This is a genomic window from Allobosea sp. GW821-FHT10B12 (genome assembly GCF_059415545.1).
In genome coordinates this window covers 132,027-153,181 of the sequence record NZ_JBWKNL010000001.1, presented here as the reverse complement: position 1 = coordinate 153,181, position 21,155 = coordinate 132,027, and the positions used below count along the sequence as shown (strand labels likewise).

At 67.6% G+C, this 21,155-nt stretch carries 23 protein-coding genes; 13 read left to right on the top strand and 10 right to left on the bottom strand.

Annotated features, from left to right (window positions below):
- Positions 1-23 precede the first annotated feature (23 nt).
- Genes AC07O0_RS00785 through AC07O0_RS00755 form a run of 7 tightly spaced genes read left to right on the top strand, consistent with a single transcriptional unit; the run spans position 24 to position 5,555 of the window.
- Entirely contained in the window at positions 24-398 is a 375-nt protein-coding gene (locus AC07O0_RS00785) for a nuclear transport factor 2 family protein (RefSeq protein ID WP_494619235.1), read from the top strand.
- Positions 395-1,594, top strand: a complete 1,200-nt coding sequence (locus AC07O0_RS00780) for a vWA domain-containing protein (protein ID WP_494619234.1) — start codon at positions 395-397, stop codon at positions 1,592-1,594. The genes AC07O0_RS00785 and AC07O0_RS00780 overlap by 4 nt, the downstream gene beginning before the upstream one ends.
- 38 nt (positions 1,595-1,632) lie before the next feature.
- Positions 1,633-1,959 (top strand): XdhC family protein, encoded by a 327-nt coding sequence (locus AC07O0_RS00775; RefSeq protein WP_494619233.1) that lies wholly within the window; start codon positions 1,633-1,635, stop codon positions 1,957-1,959.
- A gap of 12 nt (positions 1,960-1,971) precedes the next feature.
- Positions 1,972-2,601, top strand: coding sequence for a LysE family translocator (locus AC07O0_RS00770; RefSeq protein WP_494619231.1), 630 nt, complete (start codon positions 1,972-1,974; stop codon positions 2,599-2,601).
- Between the two features lie 4 nt (positions 2,602-2,605).
- Positions 2,606-3,235, top strand: coding sequence for a LysE family translocator (locus tag AC07O0_RS00765; protein ID WP_494619229.1), 630 nt, complete (start codon positions 2,606-2,608; stop codon positions 3,233-3,235).
- Between the two features lie 3 nt (positions 3,236-3,238).
- Positions 3,239-3,931: an XdhC family protein gene (locus AC07O0_RS00760; RefSeq protein ID WP_494619227.1), complete on the top strand. Its 693-nt coding sequence runs from the start codon at positions 3,239-3,241 to the stop codon at positions 3,929-3,931.
- Positions 3,932-3,941: 10 nt separating this feature from the next.
- Positions 3,942-5,555: an NTP transferase domain-containing protein gene (locus tag AC07O0_RS00755; protein WP_494619225.1), complete on the top strand. Its 1,614-nt coding sequence runs from the start codon at positions 3,942-3,944 to the stop codon at positions 5,553-5,555.
- 4 nt (positions 5,556-5,559) lie between these two features.
- On the opposite strand, the gene bcsS is transcribed toward AC07O0_RS00755, so the two are convergent.
- A complete protein-coding gene (gene bcsS, locus AC07O0_RS00750) occupies positions 5,560-6,273 on the bottom strand; it encodes a cellulose biosynthesis protein BcsS (RefSeq protein WP_494619223.1) in 714 nt (237 codons plus the stop codon).
- Between the two features lie 185 nt (positions 6,274-6,458).
- Here bcsS and AC07O0_RS00745 point away from each other — a divergent pair, with 185 nt between their 5' ends.
- Positions 6,459-6,728, top strand: a complete 270-nt coding sequence (locus tag AC07O0_RS00745) for an usg protein (RefSeq protein ID WP_454024074.1) — start codon at positions 6,459-6,461, stop codon at positions 6,726-6,728.
- Between the two features lie 81 nt (positions 6,729-6,809).
- Positions 6,810-7,406, top strand: a complete 597-nt coding sequence (locus AC07O0_RS00740; RefSeq protein ID WP_494619221.1) for an exopolysaccharide biosynthesis protein — start codon at positions 6,810-6,812, stop codon at positions 7,404-7,406.
- Positions 7,407-7,416: 10 nt separating this feature from the next.
- On the opposite strand, the gene AC07O0_RS00735 is transcribed toward AC07O0_RS00740, so the two are convergent.
- From AC07O0_RS00735 to AC07O0_RS00710, 6 genes are all read right to left on the bottom strand, one after another.
- A complete protein-coding gene (locus AC07O0_RS00735; RefSeq protein ID WP_494619219.1) occupies positions 7,417-9,624 on the bottom strand; it encodes a putative bifunctional diguanylate cyclase/phosphodiesterase in 2,208 nt (735 codons plus the stop codon).
- Positions 9,625-9,750: 126 nt separating this feature from the next.
- Positions 9,751-10,500 carry a proteasome-type protease gene (locus tag AC07O0_RS00730; protein WP_494619217.1) on the bottom strand — a complete coding sequence of 250 codons (750 nt, stop codon included), beginning with the start codon at positions 10,498-10,500 and terminating at the stop codon, positions 9,751-9,753.
- 79 nt (positions 10,501-10,579) lie between these two features.
- Entirely contained in the window at positions 10,580-11,407 is an 828-nt protein-coding gene (locus AC07O0_RS00725) for a transglutaminase family protein (RefSeq protein ID WP_494619215.1), read from the bottom strand.
- A 32-nt stretch (positions 11,408-11,439) separates the two neighbouring features.
- The gene (locus AC07O0_RS00720; RefSeq protein WP_454024069.1) at positions 11,440-12,381 is read right to left on the bottom strand and encodes an alpha-E domain-containing protein; all 942 of its coding nucleotides are present in this window, start codon (positions 12,379-12,381) and stop codon (positions 11,440-11,442) included.
- Positions 12,382-12,466: 85 nt separating this feature from the next.
- Positions 12,467-13,882: a circularly permuted type 2 ATP-grasp protein gene (locus tag AC07O0_RS00715; RefSeq protein WP_494619213.1), complete on the bottom strand. Its 1,416-nt coding sequence runs from the start codon at positions 13,880-13,882 to the stop codon at positions 12,467-12,469.
- A 107-nt stretch (positions 13,883-13,989) separates the two neighbouring features.
- Positions 13,990-14,610, bottom strand: coding sequence for a TetR/AcrR family transcriptional regulator (locus AC07O0_RS00710; RefSeq protein WP_494619211.1), 621 nt, complete (start codon positions 14,608-14,610; stop codon positions 13,990-13,992).
- 123 nt (positions 14,611-14,733) lie between these two features.
- On the opposite strand from AC07O0_RS00710, the gene AC07O0_RS00705 reads away from it, so the two are divergent.
- Both AC07O0_RS00705 and AC07O0_RS00700 read left to right on the top strand, forming a co-directional pair.
- Positions 14,734-15,750, top strand: coding sequence for a saccharopine dehydrogenase family protein (locus AC07O0_RS00705; RefSeq protein ID WP_494619209.1), 1,017 nt, complete (start codon positions 14,734-14,736; stop codon positions 15,748-15,750).
- A complete protein-coding gene (locus AC07O0_RS00700) occupies positions 15,743-16,750 on the top strand; it encodes a saccharopine dehydrogenase NADP-binding domain-containing protein (RefSeq protein WP_494619207.1) in 1,008 nt (335 codons plus the stop codon). Before AC07O0_RS00705 ends, AC07O0_RS00700 begins: the two co-directional genes overlap by 8 nt.
- A gap of 130 nt (positions 16,751-16,880) precedes the next feature.
- On the opposite strand, the gene AC07O0_RS00695 is transcribed toward AC07O0_RS00700, so the two are convergent.
- Positions 16,881-17,852: a Bug family tripartite tricarboxylate transporter substrate binding protein gene (locus tag AC07O0_RS00695; protein ID WP_494619205.1), complete on the bottom strand. Its 972-nt coding sequence runs from the start codon at positions 17,850-17,852 to the stop codon at positions 16,881-16,883.
- Positions 17,849-18,712 (bottom strand): PhzF family phenazine biosynthesis protein, encoded by an 864-nt coding sequence (locus AC07O0_RS00690; RefSeq protein ID WP_494619203.1) that lies wholly within the window; start codon positions 18,710-18,712, stop codon positions 17,849-17,851. Before AC07O0_RS00690 ends, AC07O0_RS00695 begins: the two co-directional genes overlap by 4 nt.
- A gap of 124 nt (positions 18,713-18,836) precedes the next feature.
- Here AC07O0_RS00690 and AC07O0_RS00685 point away from each other — a divergent pair, with 124 nt between their 5' ends.
- Positions 18,837-19,688: a helix-turn-helix domain-containing protein gene (locus AC07O0_RS00685; protein ID WP_494619201.1), complete on the top strand. Its 852-nt coding sequence runs from the start codon at positions 18,837-18,839 to the stop codon at positions 19,686-19,688.
- Positions 19,689-19,720: 32 nt separating this feature from the next.
- Here AC07O0_RS00685 and AC07O0_RS00680 read toward each other — a convergent pair whose 3' ends face one another.
- Positions 19,721-20,179, bottom strand: coding sequence for a DUF3237 domain-containing protein (locus AC07O0_RS00680; protein ID WP_494619199.1), 459 nt, complete (start codon positions 20,177-20,179; stop codon positions 19,721-19,723).
- Positions 20,180-20,270: 91 nt separating this feature from the next.
- On the opposite strand from AC07O0_RS00680, the gene AC07O0_RS00675 reads away from it, so the two are divergent.
- A complete protein-coding gene (locus AC07O0_RS00675; protein WP_494619197.1) occupies positions 20,271-21,140 on the top strand; it encodes a LysR family transcriptional regulator in 870 nt (289 codons plus the stop codon).
- Positions 21,141-21,155: the final 15 nt, after the last annotated feature.

Here is a 21,155-nt window from a genome sequence, read left to right as displayed (position 1 = left end):
ACGCACTACGACGGGAGCAAGCGATGAACGACGACATCAAGGCGATCGAGGCCGCAACCTGGACCTATCTCGACGGGCTCTATGAAGGCGACGTCGACAAGCTGACTTCGGTCTTTCATCCGACCAGCGCGCTGACCCAGTCGCTCGACGGCGAGCTCAAGGTGGTGCCGCGCGAGCAATGGTTCGAAGCGGTGCGGGGCCGCAAGTCGCCGAAGGAGACCGGGCTGGAGCGCGGCGACCACATCCTCGCGATCGACCTGGTCGGGCCGTCCATGGCGCTGGTCAAGGTCAAGTGCCAGATGCCGCCGCGCTATTTCACCGACCTTTTGTCGTTCCTGAAGGTCGATGGCAGGTGGGTCGTGGCGCAGAAAGTGTTCATGACCGAGACGGCCGCTTGAGCGGCAAGCTGCCCGAGAACGTCGCCTATTTCGCCCGTGCCTTGCGGGGCGCCGGCCTGCGTGTCGGGCCGGGCGCCGTCGTCGAGGCGGTCCAGGCGCTGGCCGATGGCGCGCTCGGCGGACGTGAGGACGTCTACTGGGCGCTGCATGCGATCTTCGTGAAGAAGCACGAAGATTCAGCAGTTTACGACCAGGCCTTCCGGCTGTTCTGGCGCCGGCGCGGGCTGATCGAGAAATTGATGGCGCAAATGTCGCCGGTGACGCCGCGGGTCGACAGCGAGCCGCAGAAGCCGGAAGCGGGCGCCCTGCGCGTCGCCGAGGCCTTCACCCCGCCGCCACGCGAGGACGAGCCGCCGGTCGAGCTGACCGAGCTCAGCGCGCGCCTCACCGTTTCCGAGCGCGAGACGCTGAAATCGCGCGACTTCGCCCAGATGAGCGCGGCCGAGATCGCGAGGGCGCGCCAGCTCATCGCCGAGCTTCGGCTACCCAATGATGCCGTGCCGACGCGGCGCTTCCAGGCGGCGCATGCCGGCGCGCGGATCGATCCGCGCCGCACCTTCCGCCGCTCCTTGCGCGGCGGCGGCGCCTCGATCGATCTCGCCTTTCGCGAGCGGGCGCAGGTGCATCCGCCGCTGGTCGCGCTCGTCGACATCTCCGGCTCGATGGCGGAGTATTCGCGCATCTTCCTGCATTTCCTGCACGCGATCACCGAGCAGCGCCGGCGCGTGCATTCCTTTGTCTTCGGCACGCGCCTGACCAATGTCACCCGCATGCTCCGCGCCCGCGATCCCGACGAGGCGCTGGCGCTCGCCGGCAAGGCGGCGCCGGACTGGGAGGGCGGCACGCGGATCGCTTCGGCGCTGCACGCCTTCAACCGGGTCTGGTCGCGCCGGGTGCTGGCGGGCGGGGCGGTCGTCCTGCTCTTCACCGATGGGCTGGAGCGGCATCTCGGCCCCGATCTCTCCTTCGAGATGGACCGCCTGCACCGCTCCTGCCGGCAACTGACCTGGCTCAATCCGCTCTTGCGCTATGACGCCTTCGAGGCGCGGGCCAGCGGCATCCGGACGATGCTGCCACATGTCGACCAGTTCCGCCCGATCCACAACCTCGCGGCGATGGCCGATCTCTGCACTGCATTGTCATCCGATGCACGGCAGATCACCGATCCGCGCCAGTGGTTGAAGAAGGCGGGTTGAGTCATGATCTCAGCACTATCCGTAGCGGGACCGCTCCCATGATCAGCACCGACAGCGACATCCTCGCCACCGCCGAGGCCTGGGCCAGGGCCGGGCGCGGTGTCGCGCTCGCCACCGTGGTCGAGACCTGGGGCTCGGCCCCGCGCCCGGTCGGCTCACACCTCGTCATCGACGGCGAGGGCAATTTCCTCGGCTCGGTCTCGGGCGGCTGCGTCGAGGGCGCGGTCGTGGCCGAAGCCGGCGATGTGATCGCCGACGGCAAGCCGCGCATGCTCGAATTCGGCGTCGCCGACGAGGCCGCCTGGCAGGTCGGCCTGTCCTGCGGTGGTCGCATCAAGGTCTATGTCGAGCCGGTGCGGGCTTAAGGAAACGGACTGATGGCCTCCTGGGAAACGCTCCTAGCCTTCGCGACGGTGACGCTGCTCATCGCCTATTTTCCGGGTCCGGCGCTGCTCTATACGGCGGCGCAGACCATCGCCCATGGCCGCAAGGCCGGGCTGATGGCGATGCTCGGCATCCATCTCGGCTGCTATGTCCACGTCGTCGCCGCGGCCTTCGGCCTGTCGGCGGTGTTCAAGCACGTGCCTGAACTCTATCTCGCGGTGAAGATCGTCGGCGCGCTCTATCTGGTCTGGCTCGGCATCGGCATGATCCGCTCCAAGCTGGGCGGCGAGATGCAGGCGGTGGCGCCGGCCAAGACGGTCCGGCGCGCGCTGATCGATTCCTTCATCGTCGAGGTGCTGAACCCGAAGGTCGCGCTGTTCTTCATCGCGCTCTTGCCGCAGTTCGTCGATCCTGCTGCCGCGCTGCCGGTCTGGGCGCAGTTCCTGATCCTCGGCATCATCGTCAACTTCGCCTTCTCCTCGGCCGACCTGATCACTGTCCTGGCTGCCAGCCTGGTGATGAAGACGATGAAGGCGAGCCGCGCCGGCTTCGCCTTCGGGCGCTGGCTCGGCGGCTCGCTGATGATCGGGCTCGGCCTCAAGCTCGCCACCGACAAGGGCTGACCCGATGGCCTCGATCGAAGTCCTGTTCGCACTCGTCCTGGCGACGCTCGTCTTCGCCTATATCCCGGGCCCGGCGGTGCTCTACATTGCTGCCCAGACCATGTCGCGTGGCCGCAAGGCCGGCTTCATGGCGGTGCTCGGTGTTCATCTTGCCGACTATGTCCATGTCCTCGCCGCCGCCTTCGGCCTGTCGGCGATCTTCAGGCATGTGCCGGAGCTCTACCTGGCGATGAAGCTGCTTGGCGCCGCCTATCTGATCTGGCTTGGCATCAGCTTCTTCCGCCGTGTCGCGCCTGTGCAGGCCGCCGCTGAAGTCTCGCCGCGCACGCCGATGCGGGCCCTTGCCGACAGCCTCGCGGTCGAGCTGCTCAACCCCAAGACGACGATCTTCTTCGTGTCCTTCCTGCCGCAATTCGTCGATCCGTCGGCGAGCCTGCCGCTCTGGGCGCAGTTCCTGATCCTCGGCGTGGTGGTGAATCTGCTTTTCACCTCCTCCTCGATCATGACAGTGCTGACCGCCTCCTACATGCAGGCGAAGGTCGCTGCCAACGGCATGGCGCAGCGCGTGATCCGGGCGATCGGCGGCACCATCCTGATCGGGCTCGGCGCCCGCATCGCGCTCGACCGGAACTGAGACATGGATCTCCCGCTCCTCTCCACGCTCAATACCGAGCGCGCCGCCCGGCGCGCGACGGTTCTGGTGACCGAGCTCGGCGCAGGCGAGCAGCGCCTGGTCAAGGAGGCCGATCTTTCCGGCGATGTGCTGGCGGAAGCGCTCGACAAGCAGTTGCACAGCGGCAAGAGCGGCAATGTCGAGGTCGACGGCAAGGCCTATTTCCTGACCGTGCAGGCGCCGCCGCCGCGCATCGTCGTCACCGGCGCGGTCCATATCTCGCAGGCGCTGGCACCGATGGCGAAGCTGCTCGATCTCGACGTCACGGTGATCGATCCGCGCACCGCCTTCGCCACGCAGGAGCGCTTCCCGGAGGTGACCTTGCTGGCGCAGTGGCCGGAGGAGGCGCTGCAGCGCGTTCCGTTCGACCGCTACACCGCCTTCGTCGCGCTGACGCATGACCCGAAGATCGACGACCCGGCGCTGATCGCGGCACTGCGCTCGGACTGCTTCTATATCGGCGCGCTCGGCAGCCGGAAGACGCATGGCAAACGGCTGGAACGGCTCGCCGCTGCCGGTTTCGGCGAGGCCGATGTGAAACGCATCCATGCGCCGATCGGGCTCGACATCGGTGCGGTCTCACCGGCCGAGATCGCGCTCGCCATCCTCGGCGAGATCGTGCAGGGCCTGCGCGGCCCGCGCCGCAAGCCCGCTTGAGAGACGCCTGATGAAGTTCGGTCCCGTTCCCATCGCTGAGGCCGCCGGCGCCGTGGCTGCGCACACTGTCCGGGCGGGCGAGGCGATCGTGCGCAAGGGCGCGACGATCAGCGAGGACGATGTCCGCAAGCTCGCCGCGGCCGGCCTGAGCGAGATCGTCGCGGTCGAGTTCGAGGCCGGCGACATCGACGAGAACACCGCCGCCGAACAACTGGCGCGGGCGTTGGCGGGCAAGGCGGTTGTCACAGAGGCGCCGTTTACCGGCCGGGTCAACCTGTTCGCCGCAGCGCCAGGCGTGCTGCGGATCGATGCGGGCGTGATCGATGCGCTGAACGCCGTCGACGAGGCGATCACGGTCGCGACCCTGCCGGCGCTGAAGCCGGTCGTCGCCGGCGAGATGGTCGGTACCGTCAAGATCATCCCCTATGCCGTGCCGGAAAAGCGCATCGCCGAGGCGCTCGAACGTCTCGGCGCCGATAAGCCGATCGCCGTCGCCGAGTACAGGCTGAAATCGGTCGCGGTCGTCTCGACGCTGCTGCCGGGCCTGAAGACCAGCGTGGTCGACAAGACCTTGCGCACCATGGCCGAGCGGCTCGAGCCGGCCAGCGCTGCGATCGAGCGCGATGCCCGCGTTCCGCATGAGAGCCCGCCGCTGGCGAAGGCGATCCGCGAGGCGGTGGCCGGGCCGGCCGAGCTCGTCGTCGTCTTCGGCGCCTCGGCGATCACCGACCGGCGCGATGTCGTCCCAAAGGCCTTGGTCGAAGCCGGGGGCACGGTCGAGCATCTCGGCATGCCGGTCGATCCGGGCAACCTCCTGATGCTCGGTGTGCTCGACGGCAAGCCGGTGATCGGCGCGCCGGGCTGCGCCCGCTCGCCCAAGGAGAACGGCTTCGACTGGGTGCTGCAGCGCAGCCTCGCCGGCGTGCCGGTGACGCGGGCCGAGATCCAGAAGATGGGCGTCGGCGGGCTCCTGATGGAGATCGTGTCGCGGCCGCAGCCGCGTGCGCCCGGCCATGGCGAGGCCGCGCCCGTCGCCGGCATCGTGCTGGCGGCCGGACGCTCGACCCGGATGGGCACCGGCAACAAGCTGCTGCAGGACGTCCGTGGCAAGCCGCTGGTGCGCCATGCCGTCGAGGCGCAGATCGCCTCGCGCGCCGCGCCGATCATCGTCGTCACCGGCCATCAGCAGGACGAGGTTCGCGCCGCGCTCGCTGGGCTCGACGTCACCGTCGTGCACAATGCAGCCTTTGCCGAGGGCCTCTCCGGCTCGCTGAAGGCCGGGCTCGCGGCGCTGCCCAAGGACGTGCCGGGTGTCGTCGTCTCGCTCGGCGACATGCCGAACGTCACCGCTGGCGTGATCGACCGGCTGGCACAGGCCTTCGCCGACCGGCCCGACGCGCTCGCCGTGGCGCCGACCCTGCTCGGCCAGCGCGGCAATCCGGTGCTGCTGGCGCGAAAGCTCTTTCCCGAGGTGGCCAGGCTCGGCGGCGATCAGGGCGCGCGCCGCCTGCTCGATGCGGCCGGTGATGCGGTCGAGGAGGTTGCGCTCGACGACCCCGCCATCGCGCTCGACATCGATACGCCGGAAGCGCTCCGGGCGCTGACGGGGCAGGGGCCGCGCTGAGGCGTCAGCGCTTCCAGTGCAGTCCCAGCGTGACATAGGCACCGGCCTTCTCGTCGCTGGTCTTCTGGAGGCCGCCGGCGAGGCGCCAGTCCAGGCCGAGCAGATGCAGGCCGGTGAGATGCAGGCCCAGCCGCAGCTTGTGATAGTCGCGCTCGCGATAGCCCTCGATCTCGGGGCCGAGATAGAGCTCGTCGATCAGCCGCCAGCCTCCGGCGAGGCGCCCCCAATAGCGGCCGCCATCGGCAGGGATCGCATAGGCATTGGCCTGCAGCAGCCAGTTCTCCGCCGGCCTCGACCAGAGATCGGCCTGCAGCCGCAGCATCCCGCGCTGCTCGAAGCTGCGGTCGCGCCGGGTCTCGCTGTAGCGGGCCTCGATTTCGGGGCCGACCGAGAGGGACAGGAAAGTGTCGCCGATCCGCCATTCATAGCCGAGCTGCGCATGGAACTCGGTCTTGTAGAGGCGTCCCTCGTTCGGTTTGCGCTGCGCCGGCTCGACGCTCTCACCCCATTTCAGGCCGAGGCGGAAGCCGCTGGCATCGAGGCCGCCGCCATCGCCGAACGCCCATTTCAGCCCGATCGAGCCATAGGTCTTGCTGGCATCAGCCTCGAGCGAGCCGAAGATCACAAGCGACAGCGGGCTGCGTTCCATGAGGGCTGGGTCGGCCTTCGCGGCCGAGGAGGCGAGCGCGACCGCCGCGCCGAATCCGCGCGCGAGCATGCCTGACCGGCCCGCGACACCCCACGCCACACCAACGCCCCTTCCGCCCCTGCGACGGGACGGCGCCCCATTACACGTTATGAGTGTGGCAGTTGGCAGAATTCCTGCAAGCTTTTGTTAACCATCGCGGTGCAGCCTGAAGGCAGCCGGCTCATCGTCTTCCTGGTCAGAGGAGCGTATCGGTCATGGTCTCGCAGGATTTTATCCGCCAGCTGGCAGGTTACGGGCTGACGACCGCCAGGATCCTTTACCGGATGCCGGATCACCCCGACTTTCTCCAGACCTATGTCTGGCAGGAATACGATCTGGCGCCGCGCTTTCCGGAGCTGCACAAGTTTCTCGATTTCTGGCGACGTGAACTCGACGGTCCCTTGCACTCGATCACCGTGGCGCATGCGCGTCTCATTCGCCCGGCCGAGATCGTCAATGTGAACGGCGTGCTGACGCTGCACTGACTGCCATGCACCATGCAGGGTTGTTGGGCTGCTGTGGGGCATGCTAGGCCGCAGGCCCTGCTCATCGCCTGGCGAGCCTGCTTGTCCTCCCCCCTGCGCACCTCCGGACTGCTGATCGCGCTCGCTCACCTGCCGGGTCCGCGCGTCGCTGTCGGCGACATCGTCGCGGCGCTGCGCGACCGGGCCTATGCGCTGCTGGTGGTGCTGCTCGGCTTGCCGAATTGCCTGCCGATGCCGCCGCCGATCCCGCTGGTCTGCGGCCTGGTCCTCGCCTTCGTCGCCGCGCAGATGCTGATGGCCCGGGCCACGCCATGGCTGCCGCAGCGGCTGCTCAACCGCAGCATCGCCCAGGCGGACCTTGCTCGCGCCGTCCAGCGTGCGCTGCCGCCGCTGATCCGGCTCGAACGCTTCTCGAAGCCGCGGCTGACCATGCTCGGTGGCCCCTTCGCATTGCCGGTGCTCGGCGCCGTCCTGCTGATCCTGGCGCTCGGGCTGATCGTCGCGGCGCCGTTCATCGGCCAGATTCCGCTGGGGCTCGCCGTCTGCCTGGTCGGTCTCGGCCTGGTCGAGCGCGATGGCGTCGTGATCATAGCCGGCGCCGTGGTCGGCGCAGCCGGTCTCGCTCTGTCGGCGGGCTTCGCCTATGCGCTGGTGAGCTGGGTTGCGGGCTTCTTCTGAGCCAGTTCGCTTAGGCCGCGAGCGCCTGCTCGAACGGCCGGTCGAGCGCCAGAAGCCGGTCGATCTCGTCCGGCGGCACGCCCTTCGAGAACAGGAAGCCCTGCAGCTCGTGGCAGCCGATCGCCTGCAGGAAGCGGTGTTGCTCGGCCGTCTCGACGCCCTCCGCGCAGACGCGCAGGCCCAGCGCCCGGCCGAGATGCACGACCGAGTGGACGAGGATCGCGGATTCGCCCGTCGCTTCCATGTATTCAAGGAAGGAGCGGTCGATCTTGATCTTGTCGAAGGCGAAGCGGCGCAGATAGATCAGGCTGGAGTAGCCGGTGCCGAAATCGTCGAGCGCCAGGCTGACGCCATGGGCGCGCAGATCCATCATCGCAGCTTCCGCGGCGTCGGCGTCCTCGACAACGACACCCTCGGTCAGTTCGAGCTCGAGCCGGTCAGGTTCGAAGCCGGTCTCCTCGAGGATCCGGATCACGCTGGCGACGAAATCCTTGTGGCGGAACTGGATCGGCGAGACGTTGACCGCGAGCTTGATGCCCGGCCATTGCCGGGCCTGTTCGCAGGCGCGCCGCAGCACCCATTCGCTGAGCGGAACGATCAGGCCGCGCTCTTCGGCGATTCCGATGAATTCGGATGGCGGCACCATGCCGTGCTCGGGATGCGGCCAGCGCACCAGCGCCTCGACGCCGACAATGCTGGCACCATCGATCGAAACCTGTGGCTGAAAATGCAATAGCAGCTCGTCGCGAGCGATCGCGTTGCGCAGATCCTCTTCGACCATGCGCTTGAGCTGCAGGGCCCGGTTCATCTGCGGTTCGAAGAAGGAATACCGGTTCCGGCCTTCGTTCTTTGCCTGGTAGAGCGCGGTGTCGGCAAGGCGCAGCAGCGTGCTGCGATCACCGCCGTCCTGTGGCGCGTGGGCGATGCCGATCGAGCAGCCGATGGTGACGGCGACGCCGGCGATCTCGAAGGGCGCGGTCAGCGCGTCGAGGATGCGCTGGCCGAGCGCGGCGCTGGCGCCTGGCGCGGCCATATGGGTCTGGATGATGCCGAACTCATCGCCGCCGAGCCGGGCGACCGTGTCGCCGAGGCGCAGGATCGTGGTCAGGCGCAGCGCGACCTGCCGGATCAGCTCGTCGCCGGCATTGTGGCCATAGGTGTCATTGACCGCCTTGAAGCGGTCGAGATCGAGCATCAGCACGGCGAGCGCGCTCTTGGTGCGGCCGAGTTGGGCGAGTTCCTGATCGAGCCTGAGATCGAAGGTGCGGCGATTGGGCAGGCCGGAGAGCTCGTCCTGCCCGGCGAGCCGGTGGATCTGGCTTTCGCGCGAGGCGATCTGCTGCGCGGCGCTGCGCAGGCGATGGAAGACATAGGCGAACAGCGCGACGAACAGGACGATGACTGCGCCGAGCGCCCAGGCGAACTGATGGATCATGGCGTCGCCGGGGCGTTCCGGCGTCCAGCTCAGCCAGGCGCCGACCGAACCGTCGGGCGAAGGAATATCGCGCCGTTCCAAAGGACTGGCGGGCTGCGTGGTGACGATCTCGAGCCGCGGCACGCGATAGCGCCGGCCGAGCTCGTCGAGCTGATTCTGGTTGACCCGGCGATGGCCCACGATGAAGGCGGCCCCTTCGCTGCCGACCTGCTGGCTGGCCGCCTGTTCCGGAGTACGCAGATCGGCGGCGATGATGCCGAACGTCTCGGTTCCCCGATGCACCAGCACGGCTCTGACCGGGCCGCTGCCGATGCCGGGCAACTGCGCCGGCGCAGCACCGCCGGGCAGGTCGGGCCGGAGCCGGAGCAAGGCGTCGTAGTCGGCCTGCGCTCCGGTCTGGCGTCCTTCGACACCGGCGAGAACGCGACCCGAAGCCGTGACCAGATAGGTGCCGTCGAAATCGAGGAAGCGATTGGCCAATTGGGCGAAGGCCCATTGCAAGGTGGCGTTCGGCAGGACGCTGTTGAGGACGGGCGCCAGGACGCCGGCGGCCTGCAGATTCTCGAACCGCAGGCGGCGCAGATGGACCTGGGTCGCGAGCGCCGCCTCGACGCGATCGCGCTGCCGTTCGGCCTCGATCTGGTTGGCGTCCCTGACCATCGCGGTCATCACGCCGAGGATCGCCGCGAGCACGAGCGCAAACGCGGTCGCCAGCATCGGCAGGGTGCGAGTCAGCGTGCGCGCCGAGGATTCACTGCTCGTGATCTTTACAAGAGTCGGCAAAGGCCCTGACCTGTGGACGGCGCACTGGCTACGGACTTTGGCAGGGGAATCTTGCCATCCCGTTTAGAGAACCGTCTAGAAGTCGGCGAAGTTGCAGATCCTTCGGCTAATATCGTCGCGCTGGTGCTAGTCGCCGGTCGGCTCGTAGGGCGGGCGGGGGATCGCCATATGGGCGGCGCGGAGCGCTGCCGACCAGCGCTCTCGCAGATCGTGGAAATAGGGCTCGCCGGCTTCGATGCGGCGGTTGAGCTCGGGGGCTGCGGCATCGCGCCGAAGCACGATCAGATCGATCGGCAGGCCGACGCCGAGATTGGAGCGCATGGTCGAATCCATCGAGATCAGGCCGACCTTGAGCGCGTCGTAGAGATGGGTCTTGAAGGTGACGGCGCGGTCGAGGATCGGCTTGCCGTATTTGTGCTCGCCGATCTGCAGGAACGGCGCATCCATGCCGCATTCGATGAAGTTGCCGGCCGAATAGACCATGAACAGCCGCATCGGCTGGCCGCTGATCTGGCCGCCGAACAGGAACGACATGTCGAACTTGACCCCGGCATCGCGCAGCGCCTCGCCGTCGCTCTCGCGCACGATGCGGACGGCGCGGCCGACGAGCTGGGCGGCGCGGAACATCGACGGCGCGTTCTGGAGCGACTCCGGCTCGCCCGTTTCCGGATTGGGGATGCCCTCATGCAGCAGGCTGACCACCGACTGGGTGACGGAGAGGTTGCCGGCGGTGGCGAGGGCCATCGTCCGCTCGCCCGGCCAGGAGAAGACGTGCAGCTTGCGGAAGGTCGAGATGTCGTCGAGCCCGGCATTGGTGCGGGTGTCGGCGATCATCACGAGCCCGTCCTGGACGAGGATGCCGGCGCAATAGGTCAAGATCGATCTCCGCAATACGCCGCCATGGCGCGCGAAGCTGGTATCAGGCCGGCATGACAGCGACAATGCGCGGAGGCTGCTACTGCCCCTGGAAGCGCGGCGTCGCCGCCTGGGCGCTGACCTCGACCAGGAGGCTTTCGCCCTGGCCGCCGGCGCGGGCGCCGCGAACCGGGGCGGCGTCGGCGTAGTCCAGCCCGGTTGCGACGCGGACATGGGTGTCGATCGGGCAGAGTCCGTTGGCGGCGTCGAAGCCGATCCAGCCATAGTCGGGCAGCCAGGCCTCGGCCCAGGCGTGGGCGCCGTCGGCATGGGGCAGGGCATCGGAGGCCGCGACATAGCCGGAGATATAGCGCGCAGGTGCGCCGAGCATGCGTGCGCAGGTCATGAAGACATGGGCGACGTCCTGCGGGATGCCTTCGCCGGCCTCGGCACAGGCGGCCGCGCCGATGCCGAGATGGTCGGCGGTCGGCACGCAGCGGATCTCGGCCTTGATCGTCTCCATGAGCGCGTGCAGCTTGGTCAGGTCGCTGCCGTTCCGGCCCGCGGCCTTGCCGGCGAGCGCCCGCAGCCCTTCGCTGGATTGGGTCAGGCGGGTGTCGCGCATGAACACATCCGGCGGAACCTTCTCGACCACGCCGCGAACCGCGCCGGCGAGGTCAACGGTTTCGACCAGGCCGTTGATCTCGATCACATAATTCTCGATCGGGCCGTCGGCGGAGAAGTCGTGGGTCAGGTTGCCGAACGGGTCCTGCCCGGCATGGAGCCGCCCGTCGATGCTGGGCGCTATGCGCCATGACATGACGTGCTGGCCGTCATGGTCGCGCGGCGTCAGCCGCAGCACCTGCCGGAGCTGGCGCACCGGCTCGGCATAGGCATAGGCGATGCTGTGGGAGATCCGGATCCGCATGCGGTGAGGAATCCAAGTTCTGTTAGAGGCTCTTATTGCAGGTATTGCTCGACGATGACGTTTCCGAGGCGGTTATTCTCGGTGATGAAATCCTCGATGAACTCATGCAGCCCACGCTGGAGAACCGCCTCGATCGGCGTGTTGGCGAGATGGGTCAATGTCTTGCGCGCCTGGCGCTGCGCCGGCCCGTGCCGGTTGTAGGCGTCGCCGATCTGGTCGAGGAAGCGCGAGATGTTCTCGTAGCAGCTCGCCAGCGAGCGCGGCATGCGCCGGTTGAGGATCAGGAGGTCGGCGATCAGCACCGGCTTCACTGCCTGGCGATAGACCCAGTGATAGGCGGTCAGCGCCGAGACCTCGCGCAGCATCGTGGTCCACTGGAAATAGTCGAGCGAGCCGCCGACCTGCTCGGTCTCAGGCAGCAGGACATGGTACTTCACGTCGAGGATGCGGGCGGTGTTGTCGGCCCGCTCGACATTCACGCCGAGCCGCGAGAACCAGTAGCCGTCGTCGCGCAGCATGGTCCGGTAGGCCGAGCCGTCGAAGGCGAGCGAGACGTTCTTCACCCAGTCGAGGAAGCGGGCGAACTCCTCGCGGTCCATGCGCTTGCGCTCGAAGCGCTGCAGTTCGAGCCAGGCGCCGTTGAGCGCGTCCCACATCTCCGAGGTCAGCGCGGTGCGGACCGCGCGGGCGTTGGAGCGGGCGAGGGCGAAGCAATTGCGGATCGAAGTGGGGTTGTCCGGGTTGAAGCTGAGGAAGTCGCAGACATTGCGCTCGTTGGCCTCGCCATAGGCCTTGGCGAAGGTGTCCTCGCAGCCGGCGGTGGCGACGGCGCTCTGCCATTCGGTGCCGGCGCCGCCATAGGCTGAAGGCAGATTGGTCAGGCGGGTGGTGGCGTCGAGGATGCGGGCGAGATACTCGGCCCGCTCCACATAGCGCGAGACCCAGTAGAGGCTGTCGGCGGTACGGGAAAGCATGATCAGGTCCGGTCTTCTGGCGTGAAGCGGTTCGCGCGGGCGCTCGGGTTGCGCAAGGGGCTGGATCGAAGGCGCTCCCGCTCGCTCATGCATCGAGAACCCAGGTGTCCTTGGTGCCGCCGCCCTGGCTGGAATTGACCACGAGCGAGCCCTCCTTGAGCGCGACGCGGGTCAGCCCGCCCGGCACGCAGGAGATGCCGTTGGCGCCGGAGAGGACGTAAGGGCGCAGGTCGACATGGCGCGGCGCGACGCCCGAGGCGACGAAGGTCGGGCAGGTCGAGAGCGCCAGCGTCGGCTGGGCGATAAAGCCCTCCGGCTGGTTCTTCAGCTTCTTGCGGAAGGTGTCGATCTGCTGCTTGCTGGCATGTGGGCCGACCAGCATGCCGTAGCCGCCGGAGCCGTTGACCTCCTTGACGACGAGCTTCTCGAGATTGTCGAGCACATAGGCATTGGCCTCGGGCTCGCGGCAGCGATAGGTCGGCACGTTCTTGAGGATCGGCTCCTCGCCGGTGAAGAACTTCACGATCTCCGGCATGTAGCTGTAGACCGCCTTGTCGTCGGCGACGCCGGTGCCGACCGCATTGGCCAGCGTGACGTTGCCGGCCTTATAGGCGCCGATGATGCCGGGCACGCCGAGCACCGAGTCGCTGCGGAAGACGAGCGGATCGATGAAATCGTCGTCGATGCGGCGGTAGATCACGTCGACGCGCTTCGGCCCCTGCGTCGTGCGCATATAGACGACGTCGTCCTTGACCAAGAGGTCCGAGCCTTCGACCAGTTCGACGCCCAGCTTATCGGCCAGGAAGGAGTGCTCGTAGAAGGCCGAATTGTACTGGCCGGGCGTCAGCAGGCAGATCGTCGGATCGGACGAGGCTGTGCGCGGCGCGACCGAGCGCAAGGTCGCAAGCAGTTGGTCGGGATAGTTGTCGACCGGTGCGACGCGATGGGTGGCGAAGAGCTCCGGGAAGAGCCGCAGCATCACCTCGCGGTTCTCCATCATGTAGGAGACGCCGGACGGCGTGCGGGCATTGTCCTCGAGCACGTAGAAGGTGTCGGCGTCGACCCGGACGATGTCGATGCCGGCGATGTGGCAGTAGATGCCGTGCGGCACCTGAAAATCGACCATCTCAAGCTGGTAGCAGGCGTTGCGATAGACCAGCTCCGGCGGGATGATTCCGGCCTTCAGGCACTCCTTCTTCCCGTAGACATCGGCCAGGAACATGTTGAGCGCGGTGACGCGCTGGCGCAGCCCCTTCTCCAGCTTGGTCCATTCCGGCTTGGTCAGCACGCGCGGGATGATGTCGAAGGGGATCAGGCGCTCGGTCGATTCCTCGTCGCCATAGACGGCAAAGGTGATGCCGATGCGGCGGAAGAACAGCTCGGCCTGTGACCGGCGCAGCGCCAGCATCTCGGGCGGCGCCTCCTTCAGCCAGCGATCGAGTTCGCCATAGGCGGCCCGCAGGCCGCCTTCTCCCCCTGTCATCTCATCGAATGCGACCATGCAGCCGTCTTCCCCTGTTTCGGGTAGCCTATGCGCATTCGCTCGCCTTCGGAAAGAGGTCTGTTGCCAAGCACTTTGGCTAGGCTTGCCTCATTCTTGGGCAGGGGTCAGCGCGCGGCTGCCGGGGCCGGCGCGCCGATCGTCGCCGTAATCAAGGTCGCCAGCGCTGCCGAGGCCCGTTCCTGGTCGATCTGGCGGCGCAGCAATTCGAGCGAGATCGCCTCGCCCGCGCCGAGGATGCCGATGCAGCGCAGCTGCAATTCGTCCGCTGGAAGATGGCGCGCATGCGGCGCGAAGGCGCCCTGCCAGATCCCGACATAGCGGGCGACGAGCTCGCGCAGCTCCGTCTCCATCGCCTCGCTGCCTTTCAGTGCCGCCGAGAGTGCGTACCACTCGGTCCCGACTTCCAGGGCGCAGCTCATATAGGCGGCCGCGATCGTCGCGGCGATGGCATCGAGGCGCCCCGCCGTCGTCTTCAGCGTGTCGACGAGCAGGGCGGTCTGCCGGTCGTCGATGCGCCGGAAGAGCTCGACCATCAGAGCTTCGCGCGTGCCGAAATGGTCGTAGGCGACCGGCTTGGTGACGCCGGCACGCTCGGCGACCCGCGCCAGCGTCAGCGCCTCCGTGCCTTCCTCGCGCACCATCGCCTGGGCGCAGTCGAGCAACTGCTCGCGGCGTTCCTGCTTCGGCAGCTTGCGGGTCGAGGCGACGGCGAAAGTCGGTGGCATGGCGATTCAAGAATCCCGGCGAAGGCCCGCTTGACAAGGGGTAAAATGCATTACTACTTATAGTAAGTTACTTTTAGTAGGAATGCCAGCCCTCCGGAGCCGGCCCGCCAAGGAGACCCTTCCATGTCCACCACGCAGCATCCCGTCCTCGTCATCGGCGGCTCGGGGGTCGTCGGCGCGCAGGCCGTCGCGACGATCCAGCGCCTGCATCCTAACCTGCCCGTCACGGTCGCCGGCCGCGACCTCACCAAGGCGCAGGCCGTGGCGCGGAAGCTTGGTGTGGAGGCGCTCACCGCCGACCTCTCCAAGCCCGATCTCGGCTTGCCGAAGGATGCGCGCTTCAGCGCCGTCATCGTCTTCGTCAAGGACGACTGGAGCCATGCGCTCCCCTACGCGCAGCGACACGGCATCCCGCATCTCAGCGTTTCCAGCGGCGCCTTCGAGATCGGCATCGAAGCTGCCCGCTTCATCCATGCGCCGCAGGCCGCGCCGGTCGTGCTCGCCAGCCAGTGGCTTGCCGGGGCGGCGCTGTTCCCGACGCTCGACTACGCCAAGGCATTTCGCAGTATCGATTCGATCCATGTTGGCGTGCTGCTCGATCAGCAGGACATGGGCGGGCAGGCCGCCTCGGCCGACTATGACCGCATCACCCAGGCCGGTTCGGCGACGCTGACGCTGAAGGACGGCCGCTTCGCCTGGATCGCCGGCGAGGAGGCCAAGGCGCGCTATCGCAGCGTCGACGGGGCCGAGCTTCCGGCCGCGGCCTATGGCCCGCTCGACGTGCTCGGCCTTGCCTCCGCGACAAACGCGAAGAACATCCGCTTCGACCTCGCCTTCGATGTCTCGGCAAGCCGTCGCCGTGGCGAGCCGTTCTCGACCGAGAGCGTGATCACGATCGAGGGCGTGCTGCACTCGGGCGAGCGCGCCACGCGCCGCTACGAGGTGGTGCACCCGCAGGGGCAGGCGCCGCTGACCGCGCTTGGCGTCGCGCTCGCGACCGAGCGGGCGCTCGGGCTTTCCGGCGGTGAGGCGCTGAAGCCCGGCCTCTACTTCCCCGAAAGCGTGATCGAGCCGGCCTATTACGTCACGCGGATGAAGGAGTTTGGTGCGGTTTTCACGGAGGGCAACGCCAATGGCTGATCCCGTTCTGGGGCCCGTCCTGATCCTGGGCGGCTATGGCAGCGTCGGCTCCCGCACGGCGCGGGCCCTGCGCCAGCTCCATCCCGAACTCCGCTTGGTCATCGCCGGCCGCGATACCGCCAAGGCTGAAGCGCTGGCGATGGAACTCGACCATGCCACGAGCGCTCCGCTTGATCTCGAGCGCGACGATCTCGGCCTGCCGGCCGATCTCAAGCCGGCGGTCGTGCTGATGGCGGTGCGCGATCTCTCGCTGCGTACGCAGAAATGGGCGGCGGCGCAGGGCGCGGCTTATGTCGCGCTGTCGGACGGTGTCTTCGAGGTCGGTCCCGCCATCGCCGGCTTCATCCGTCATCCCAAGGCTGCGCCGGTCGTGCTGCTCGGCCACAGCATGGGTTCGGTGCCGGCGCTCGCGGCGTTGCATGCCGCCTCCGATTTCGAGCGCGTCGATGCGATCGAGGTCGGCCTGGTCTTCGATCCAGCCGATCCGCTCGGCCTCGCCTCGCAGAAGGACATGGACCGGATCGGCGCAATCGGTCCGGCGCCGCTGGTCAAGTCGGAAGGCTTGTGGCGCTGGATCGCGGCGCCGCAAACCGAGCGCAGCTACACTGGCGTCGATGGCCGCGCGCATCAGGGCGCGACCGTCGGCCTGGTCGACGTCTTCAGCTTGTCGGCGAGCGGGGCGAAGAGCGTGCGCGTCGATTTCGCCGAGGGGCAGACCGCGAGCACTCTGCGCGGCGAGGAACCTTCGCACGAGGTGATCATCGAGATCACCGGCCAGCGCAAGAACGGCCGCGCGGGCCGCTTCCGCTGGGAACTGGTCGATCCGGACGGCTACGCCGCGCTCAGCGCCAAGGGCATCGCCGTGGTGATCGAAGGCCTGTTCGGCCTCGCTGGCAAGGCGCGCCCGACGAGCGGCCTGCATCTGCCGGAAACGCTGGTCGACACCGGCCACCTGATGCGGCGGCTAGGTGAGTTCGGCATCATGATGCAGGAGGTGTGAACCTCTTCCGTCATGGTCGGGCTTGTCCCGACCATCCACGTCTTCTTCCAGCGCGAATGGTGCTCAAGACGTGGATGCTCGCCACAAGGGCGAGCATGACGACGGTGGCTGCCGGGCCCGCCGTGGGAACTCACTGGTTCGGCGCAATCCCGGCGCTGCGCAGGAGCGGCTGCCATTTCGCCATCTCGGCGGCGATGAAAGCGTCCGTTGCCTCAGGCGTCGAGTTCCTGGCGACCGAGATGCCGATCTCCTCGAAGCGCCGGATCAGGGCGGGATCGGCCAAGGCGGCGTTGGTGATCCTGTTCATCGCGGCGAGGATTTCGGGCGAGGTGCCGGTCGGTGCAAGCACTGCGTTCCAGGTGTAGGCCTCGTAGCCCGGCAGGGTTTCGGCCACGGTCGGCAGCTCCGGCAAGGCGGGCAGCCGCTCCTTCGTCGTCACCGCCAGTGCACGCAAGGCGCCGCCCTTGACCTGCGTGAGCGCGGTCGCGGCGCTGTCGATCACGAGGTCGAGCTGGCCGCCGATCAGGTCGGTGACGGCCGGCCCGGCGCCGCGATAGGGGACGTGGACGAGTTTGACCTGCGCCAGGTTCGCCAGCAGCTCGGCGGCGAGATGCTGAGCCGAGCCGATGCCGGCCGAGCCATAGGTCAGGCCTCCCGGCTTGGCTCGTGCTGCCGCCAGAAGATCGGCGAGCGAGTTTCCGGCGAAATTTTTCCTGACCAGCACGATCTGCGAGACAGTGCCCATCAGGGCCACGCTCCGGAAATCCTTGACCGGATCGAAGGTCAGATTGGCGTAGAGCACGGCGTTCACGGCATGCGCGACCGTCGCGATCAGGAAGCTGTGGCCATCCTTCGCAGCGGCGGCCCTGGTGGTGCCGACGACTGTGCCTGCTCCAGTGATGTTCTCGACAACGACATGCTGAGGCAGGCGCTGGGACAGCGTCTCGGCGAGGATGCGCGCCGCGACATCGGTCGGGCCGCCGGCCGCGTAGGGCACGATGAAACGGATCGGCTTGGTCGGCCAGGATGCTGCAGCCTGCTGGGCGAAGCTCTTGTCAACCGTCAGGGCGGCAAGGCCAGCAAGGAACAGGCGGCGGTTCATAGCGGCGTCTCCCCCATGAGTTCGGCCTGGCCGGAGAGCCAGCACCGGTCGTCCTCTGGCTCGACCGTGATCTGCGACGGCCGTCCCATCGCCTCGCCCTGGCGGACGATGACGCGAGGCTTCGATGTCAGGCCGAGATCCCAGGCGCTCCAGGCCAGCGCGGCGGCGGCGATGCCGGTTGCCGCGTCTTCCTGATAGCCGGAGGAGCGCGGGAACTGCCGGGCCGAGAAGACGCCTGCGTCCGCATCGACGGGAGCGAACGGATAAAGCCCGGTTGAGCCGATCGCATCGCAGAGGGCTTCGATCCGGGCGAAATCGGGCTGAAGGCCGTTCAGGATCTCGACCGAACGCAGTGGGACCAGCGTCTTGACGCGACTGGTTGCGGCGTTGACCACCGGGTAGTCCAGCAAGTCGGACGGGCGCAGGCCGAGCACGTCGAGCACGGCGCCGGGGGCGTCGATGTCGGTGGATCGCCCTCGAGGCTGGCTCACGCTCGCCTGGCCGTTCTCGACGCGGGCCTGAACCGGTCCCGACAGGGTCGCGATCGAGACGGTGCGCCTGGGCAGCTCCCCGAGGTGGTCGAGCAGCCAGACCGTGCCGAGCGTGGCATGGCCGCACATCTCCATTTCGTGGTTCGGCACGAAGAAGCGGAACTCGTAGTCGCAGCCGTCGCTCCCGGGCAGGACGAAGGCGCTCTCATGGCCGTGCCGGGCAGCGACCTGGCGCATCGCCTCGCCATCGAGCTGACGGGCATCGACGACGATGGGCGCGGGGTTGCCGCCGCCGGGTCCGTTGCCGAACACGTTGACCGTGAAGACCTGTTCGGCATAGCGCAGGGTGGTGAAGGGCTCTGGTATCATGGGCGGAGCTTGCCGGCCTGGGCTGAATCCTGCGCGTCCCAACGGGCCATATCGTGCGACCCAGCGGGCCAGAGCGGCTTAACGAGCCCAGGGTTTTTCTCGGAATGTGCTAGGGTAGCACCGCATGCTTCGATCCTTCGAGCACATCCGGCATTCGGCGCCGCCGCCGCGTCTTCTCGATGCGAGCGAGCAGCGCGCCGTCGTGACCGGCGGCGGCCTGCACTATCGAACGCAGTGGCATTGGCACGACTGCGCGATGATCCTGGTGCCCGCCCGCGGCACGATCGCCTTTCGAGACGAAACGCGTCGGTCGGTGACGTGGCTCAGCGAGGATCGGTTCGTCGTCGTCCCGACAATGCAGGCGCATGAGTCGCAGGCGCTCCGCCACGCGAGCAATCATGTGGCGCTCTATCTGACGGAAGCGGCGCTCGCGCAGTTTGCGCCGTCGCGTCCGCTCGAACGCCGTATCAAGCGGCCATCCATGTTCGCGGCGACGCCGCTGATGCGGACGCTGCTTCGCCTGTGCTGCTCGGATGCTGCCGATGTCGTGCCCAACGCTGCACAGGACCATCTGGCCGCAGCCCTGCTCATCGCGACTTTGGCCCGCATCGAGCAAAGCGAGCCGCTTTCCAGCGCGAGCAGTGATGACCATGGCAGCGCGCTCGTCGCTGAGATGCGCTCGGCCATAGACGAGCGCTTGCACGAGGAGATGCCACTCGACGAGCTCGCCGACGCCTTCGGCCTGTCGCGGCGGCAGGCGACGCGGTTGTTCCGGCAGTTCACCGGCATGTCGATCGGTGATTATCGCAACGGTCAGCGCATTGAGGCCGCGCGTCGCCTGCTTGCCGAGACGACGCTTCCTGTCGGCGAGGTCGCCTGGCGCACCGGCTTCGACTCGGGCTCGGCACTGGCCCGCGCGATGCGGCGGACCTTGGGGGAGTCGCCGGGCGCGATCCGGGCTGCAACTCGGGCCTGAACCGCGGCTTGCCGCGTTGTGCTACTCCGCAATCAGAGAATCTCGAACACGTCGTATTCGACGCCATCCGGACGGCGGGCTCCCTTGGCGACGGCGACGATGCCGTTCAGCCAGGCATGCTCCGGCGCCGATGTCTCGAAAATGGGTGTCGTGCGAAGATAGTATGCGGAGGGGTGTATCGTCTCGCCGCGGGCCAGACGCTTGTCAACGGCCGGTGAGGCTCGCCTGACGCCACGATAGGTCATCAGGATCAGGGCGCCATCGTCGGCGACGAGGAGGAGCCTGACATCCTGCTGAAAGGTGCCGTCGGTGCGGGCGAGAAGGAGATCGGAGCCGATCAGCGGCGACACCGTCCCCCTCAGGCGTTCTCCTTCGAAACTGCCGCCCGAAACCGCGAAAACGCGTCGGCCGCCGGCCGGTGTCAGCCCCAGGTCGAGCGTTGGATGCAGTGAGAGCAAAAGTGTGAACAATGGGCGCGATTGCAGGGGCAAGGCACGTCTCCTCTCGATCGCGCGACGGTAGGGAGGCCTGCCTTCTCCTCAAAACGCGCTTTGCTTGTCATCACCACAAGAGAAACTGATCATGAGGCCGTCGCTGGAATCGCTGCGAGTCCTGGAAGCATGCGTCTCGGCCGGCAGTTTCGCGCGGGCGGCCGAACGCTTGTTCTTGACGCCGGCAGCCGTCAGCCTGCGCATTCGTACGCTTGAGGCCGAGCTCGATCAGGCGCTCTTCGTGCGCTCCGGGCGGCGGGTTGTCCCAACCGCCGCCGCATCGGTTCTGGCGAGCCGGGTCCGCGAAGCGCTGGCCGGTATCGCCGGGGCTGTCGATGAGTTTCGTGCCACGATCCCGCCGGTGCGGCTGACGGCGCCGCCGACATTCGCATCGCGCTGGCTGGCGCCGCGGCTGGCACGCTATCCGGCATCCGGCACCGGCCTGGTCGAGCTCGACGTTTCGTCGGAACTGCGCGACCCGCATGCATTCGATGTCGCCATAAGGACAGGCCGCGGCGGCTGGCGCGGGCTGCAGGAGTTTCCGCTGGTTCCGGTCGACGCGACGCCAATGCTGGCGCCCTCGCTGCTTGGCGGACGGACATTGTCGTCGCCCGAAGAGCTGGCCGATTTCGAGCTCCTGCCGCATCCAGATTGGGAGCGCTGGTTTGCCGAAGCTCGATGCGGAGCGCCGAAGCGTCTACGATTTGTCGCCGTCGACTATCCGACGCATGAGCTGGACGCCAATGCAGCGGTCGTGGGGGCGGGCGTCGCGCTGCTGTCGCCTTCGCTGTTTCGGCCGCTTCTGGCCGAAGGCCAGCTGATCGCGCCGTTCCCGTGCGTCCTGAGCGGGCCGGCATGGCACTTTGCGCTGGTGCGTGCCGATGACACTCGGCCGGCGCCTCGACACCTCTGCACATGGCTGTGCGAGCAGGCACGCGAATGCGCAGCAACGTCCGCGTAGACGCTGGCGCGCTGC

What these genes read in the sequence shown, in the direction of transcription:
- AC07O0_RS00785 (WP_494619235.1), top strand. Translation starts at nt 24, where the DNA reads ATGAACGACGACATCAAGGCGATCGAGGCCGCAACCTGGACCTATCTC.
- AC07O0_RS00775 (WP_494619233.1), top strand. Translation starts at nt 1,633, where the DNA reads ATGATCAGCACCGACAGCGACATCCTCGCCACCGCCGAGGCCTGGGCC.
- AC07O0_RS00770 (WP_494619231.1), top strand. Translation starts at nt 1,972, where the DNA reads ATGGCCTCCTGGGAAACGCTCCTAGCCTTCGCGACGGTGACGCTGCTC.
- AC07O0_RS00765 (WP_494619229.1), top strand. Translation starts at nt 2,606, where the DNA reads ATGGCCTCGATCGAAGTCCTGTTCGCACTCGTCCTGGCGACGCTCGTC.
- AC07O0_RS00760 (WP_494619227.1), top strand. Translation starts at nt 3,239, where the DNA reads ATGGATCTCCCGCTCCTCTCCACGCTCAATACCGAGCGCGCCGCCCGG.
- AC07O0_RS00755 (WP_494619225.1), top strand. Translation starts at nt 3,942, where the DNA reads ATGAAGTTCGGTCCCGTTCCCATCGCTGAGGCCGCCGGCGCCGTGGCT.
- bcsS (WP_494619223.1), bottom strand. Translation starts at nt 6,273, where the DNA reads ATGCTCGCGCGCGGATTCGGCGCGGCGGTCGCGCTCGCCTCCTCGGCC.
- AC07O0_RS00745 (WP_454024074.1), top strand. Translation starts at nt 6,459, where the DNA reads ATGGTCTCGCAGGATTTTATCCGCCAGCTGGCAGGTTACGGGCTGACG.
- AC07O0_RS00725 (WP_494619215.1), bottom strand. Translation starts at nt 11,407, where the DNA reads ATGCGGATCCGGATCTCCCACAGCATCGCCTATGCCTATGCCGAGCCG.
- AC07O0_RS00720 (WP_454024069.1), bottom strand. Translation starts at nt 12,381, where the DNA reads ATGCTTTCCCGTACCGCCGACAGCCTCTACTGGGTCTCGCGCTATGTG.
- AC07O0_RS00715 (WP_494619213.1), bottom strand. Translation starts at nt 13,882, where the DNA reads ATGGTCGCATTCGATGAGATGACAGGGGGAGAAGGCGGCCTGCGGGCC.
- AC07O0_RS00710 (WP_494619211.1), bottom strand. Translation starts at nt 14,610, where the DNA reads ATGCCACCGACTTTCGCCGTCGCCTCGACCCGCAAGCTGCCGAAGCAG.
- AC07O0_RS00705 (WP_494619209.1), top strand. Translation starts at nt 14,734, where the DNA reads ATGTCCACCACGCAGCATCCCGTCCTCGTCATCGGCGGCTCGGGGGTC.
- AC07O0_RS00700 (WP_494619207.1), top strand. Translation starts at nt 15,743, where the DNA reads ATGGCTGATCCCGTTCTGGGGCCCGTCCTGATCCTGGGCGGCTATGGC.
- AC07O0_RS00695 (WP_494619205.1), bottom strand. Translation starts at nt 17,852, where the DNA reads ATGAACCGCCGCCTGTTCCTTGCTGGCCTTGCCGCCCTGACGGTTGAC.
- AC07O0_RS00690 (WP_494619203.1), bottom strand. Translation starts at nt 18,712, where the DNA reads ATGATACCAGAGCCCTTCACCACCCTGCGCTATGCCGAACAGGTCTTC.
- AC07O0_RS00685 (WP_494619201.1), top strand. Translation starts at nt 18,837, where the DNA reads ATGCTTCGATCCTTCGAGCACATCCGGCATTCGGCGCCGCCGCCGCGT.
- AC07O0_RS00675 (WP_494619197.1), top strand. Translation starts at nt 20,271, where the DNA reads ATGAGGCCGTCGCTGGAATCGCTGCGAGTCCTGGAAGCATGCGTCTCG.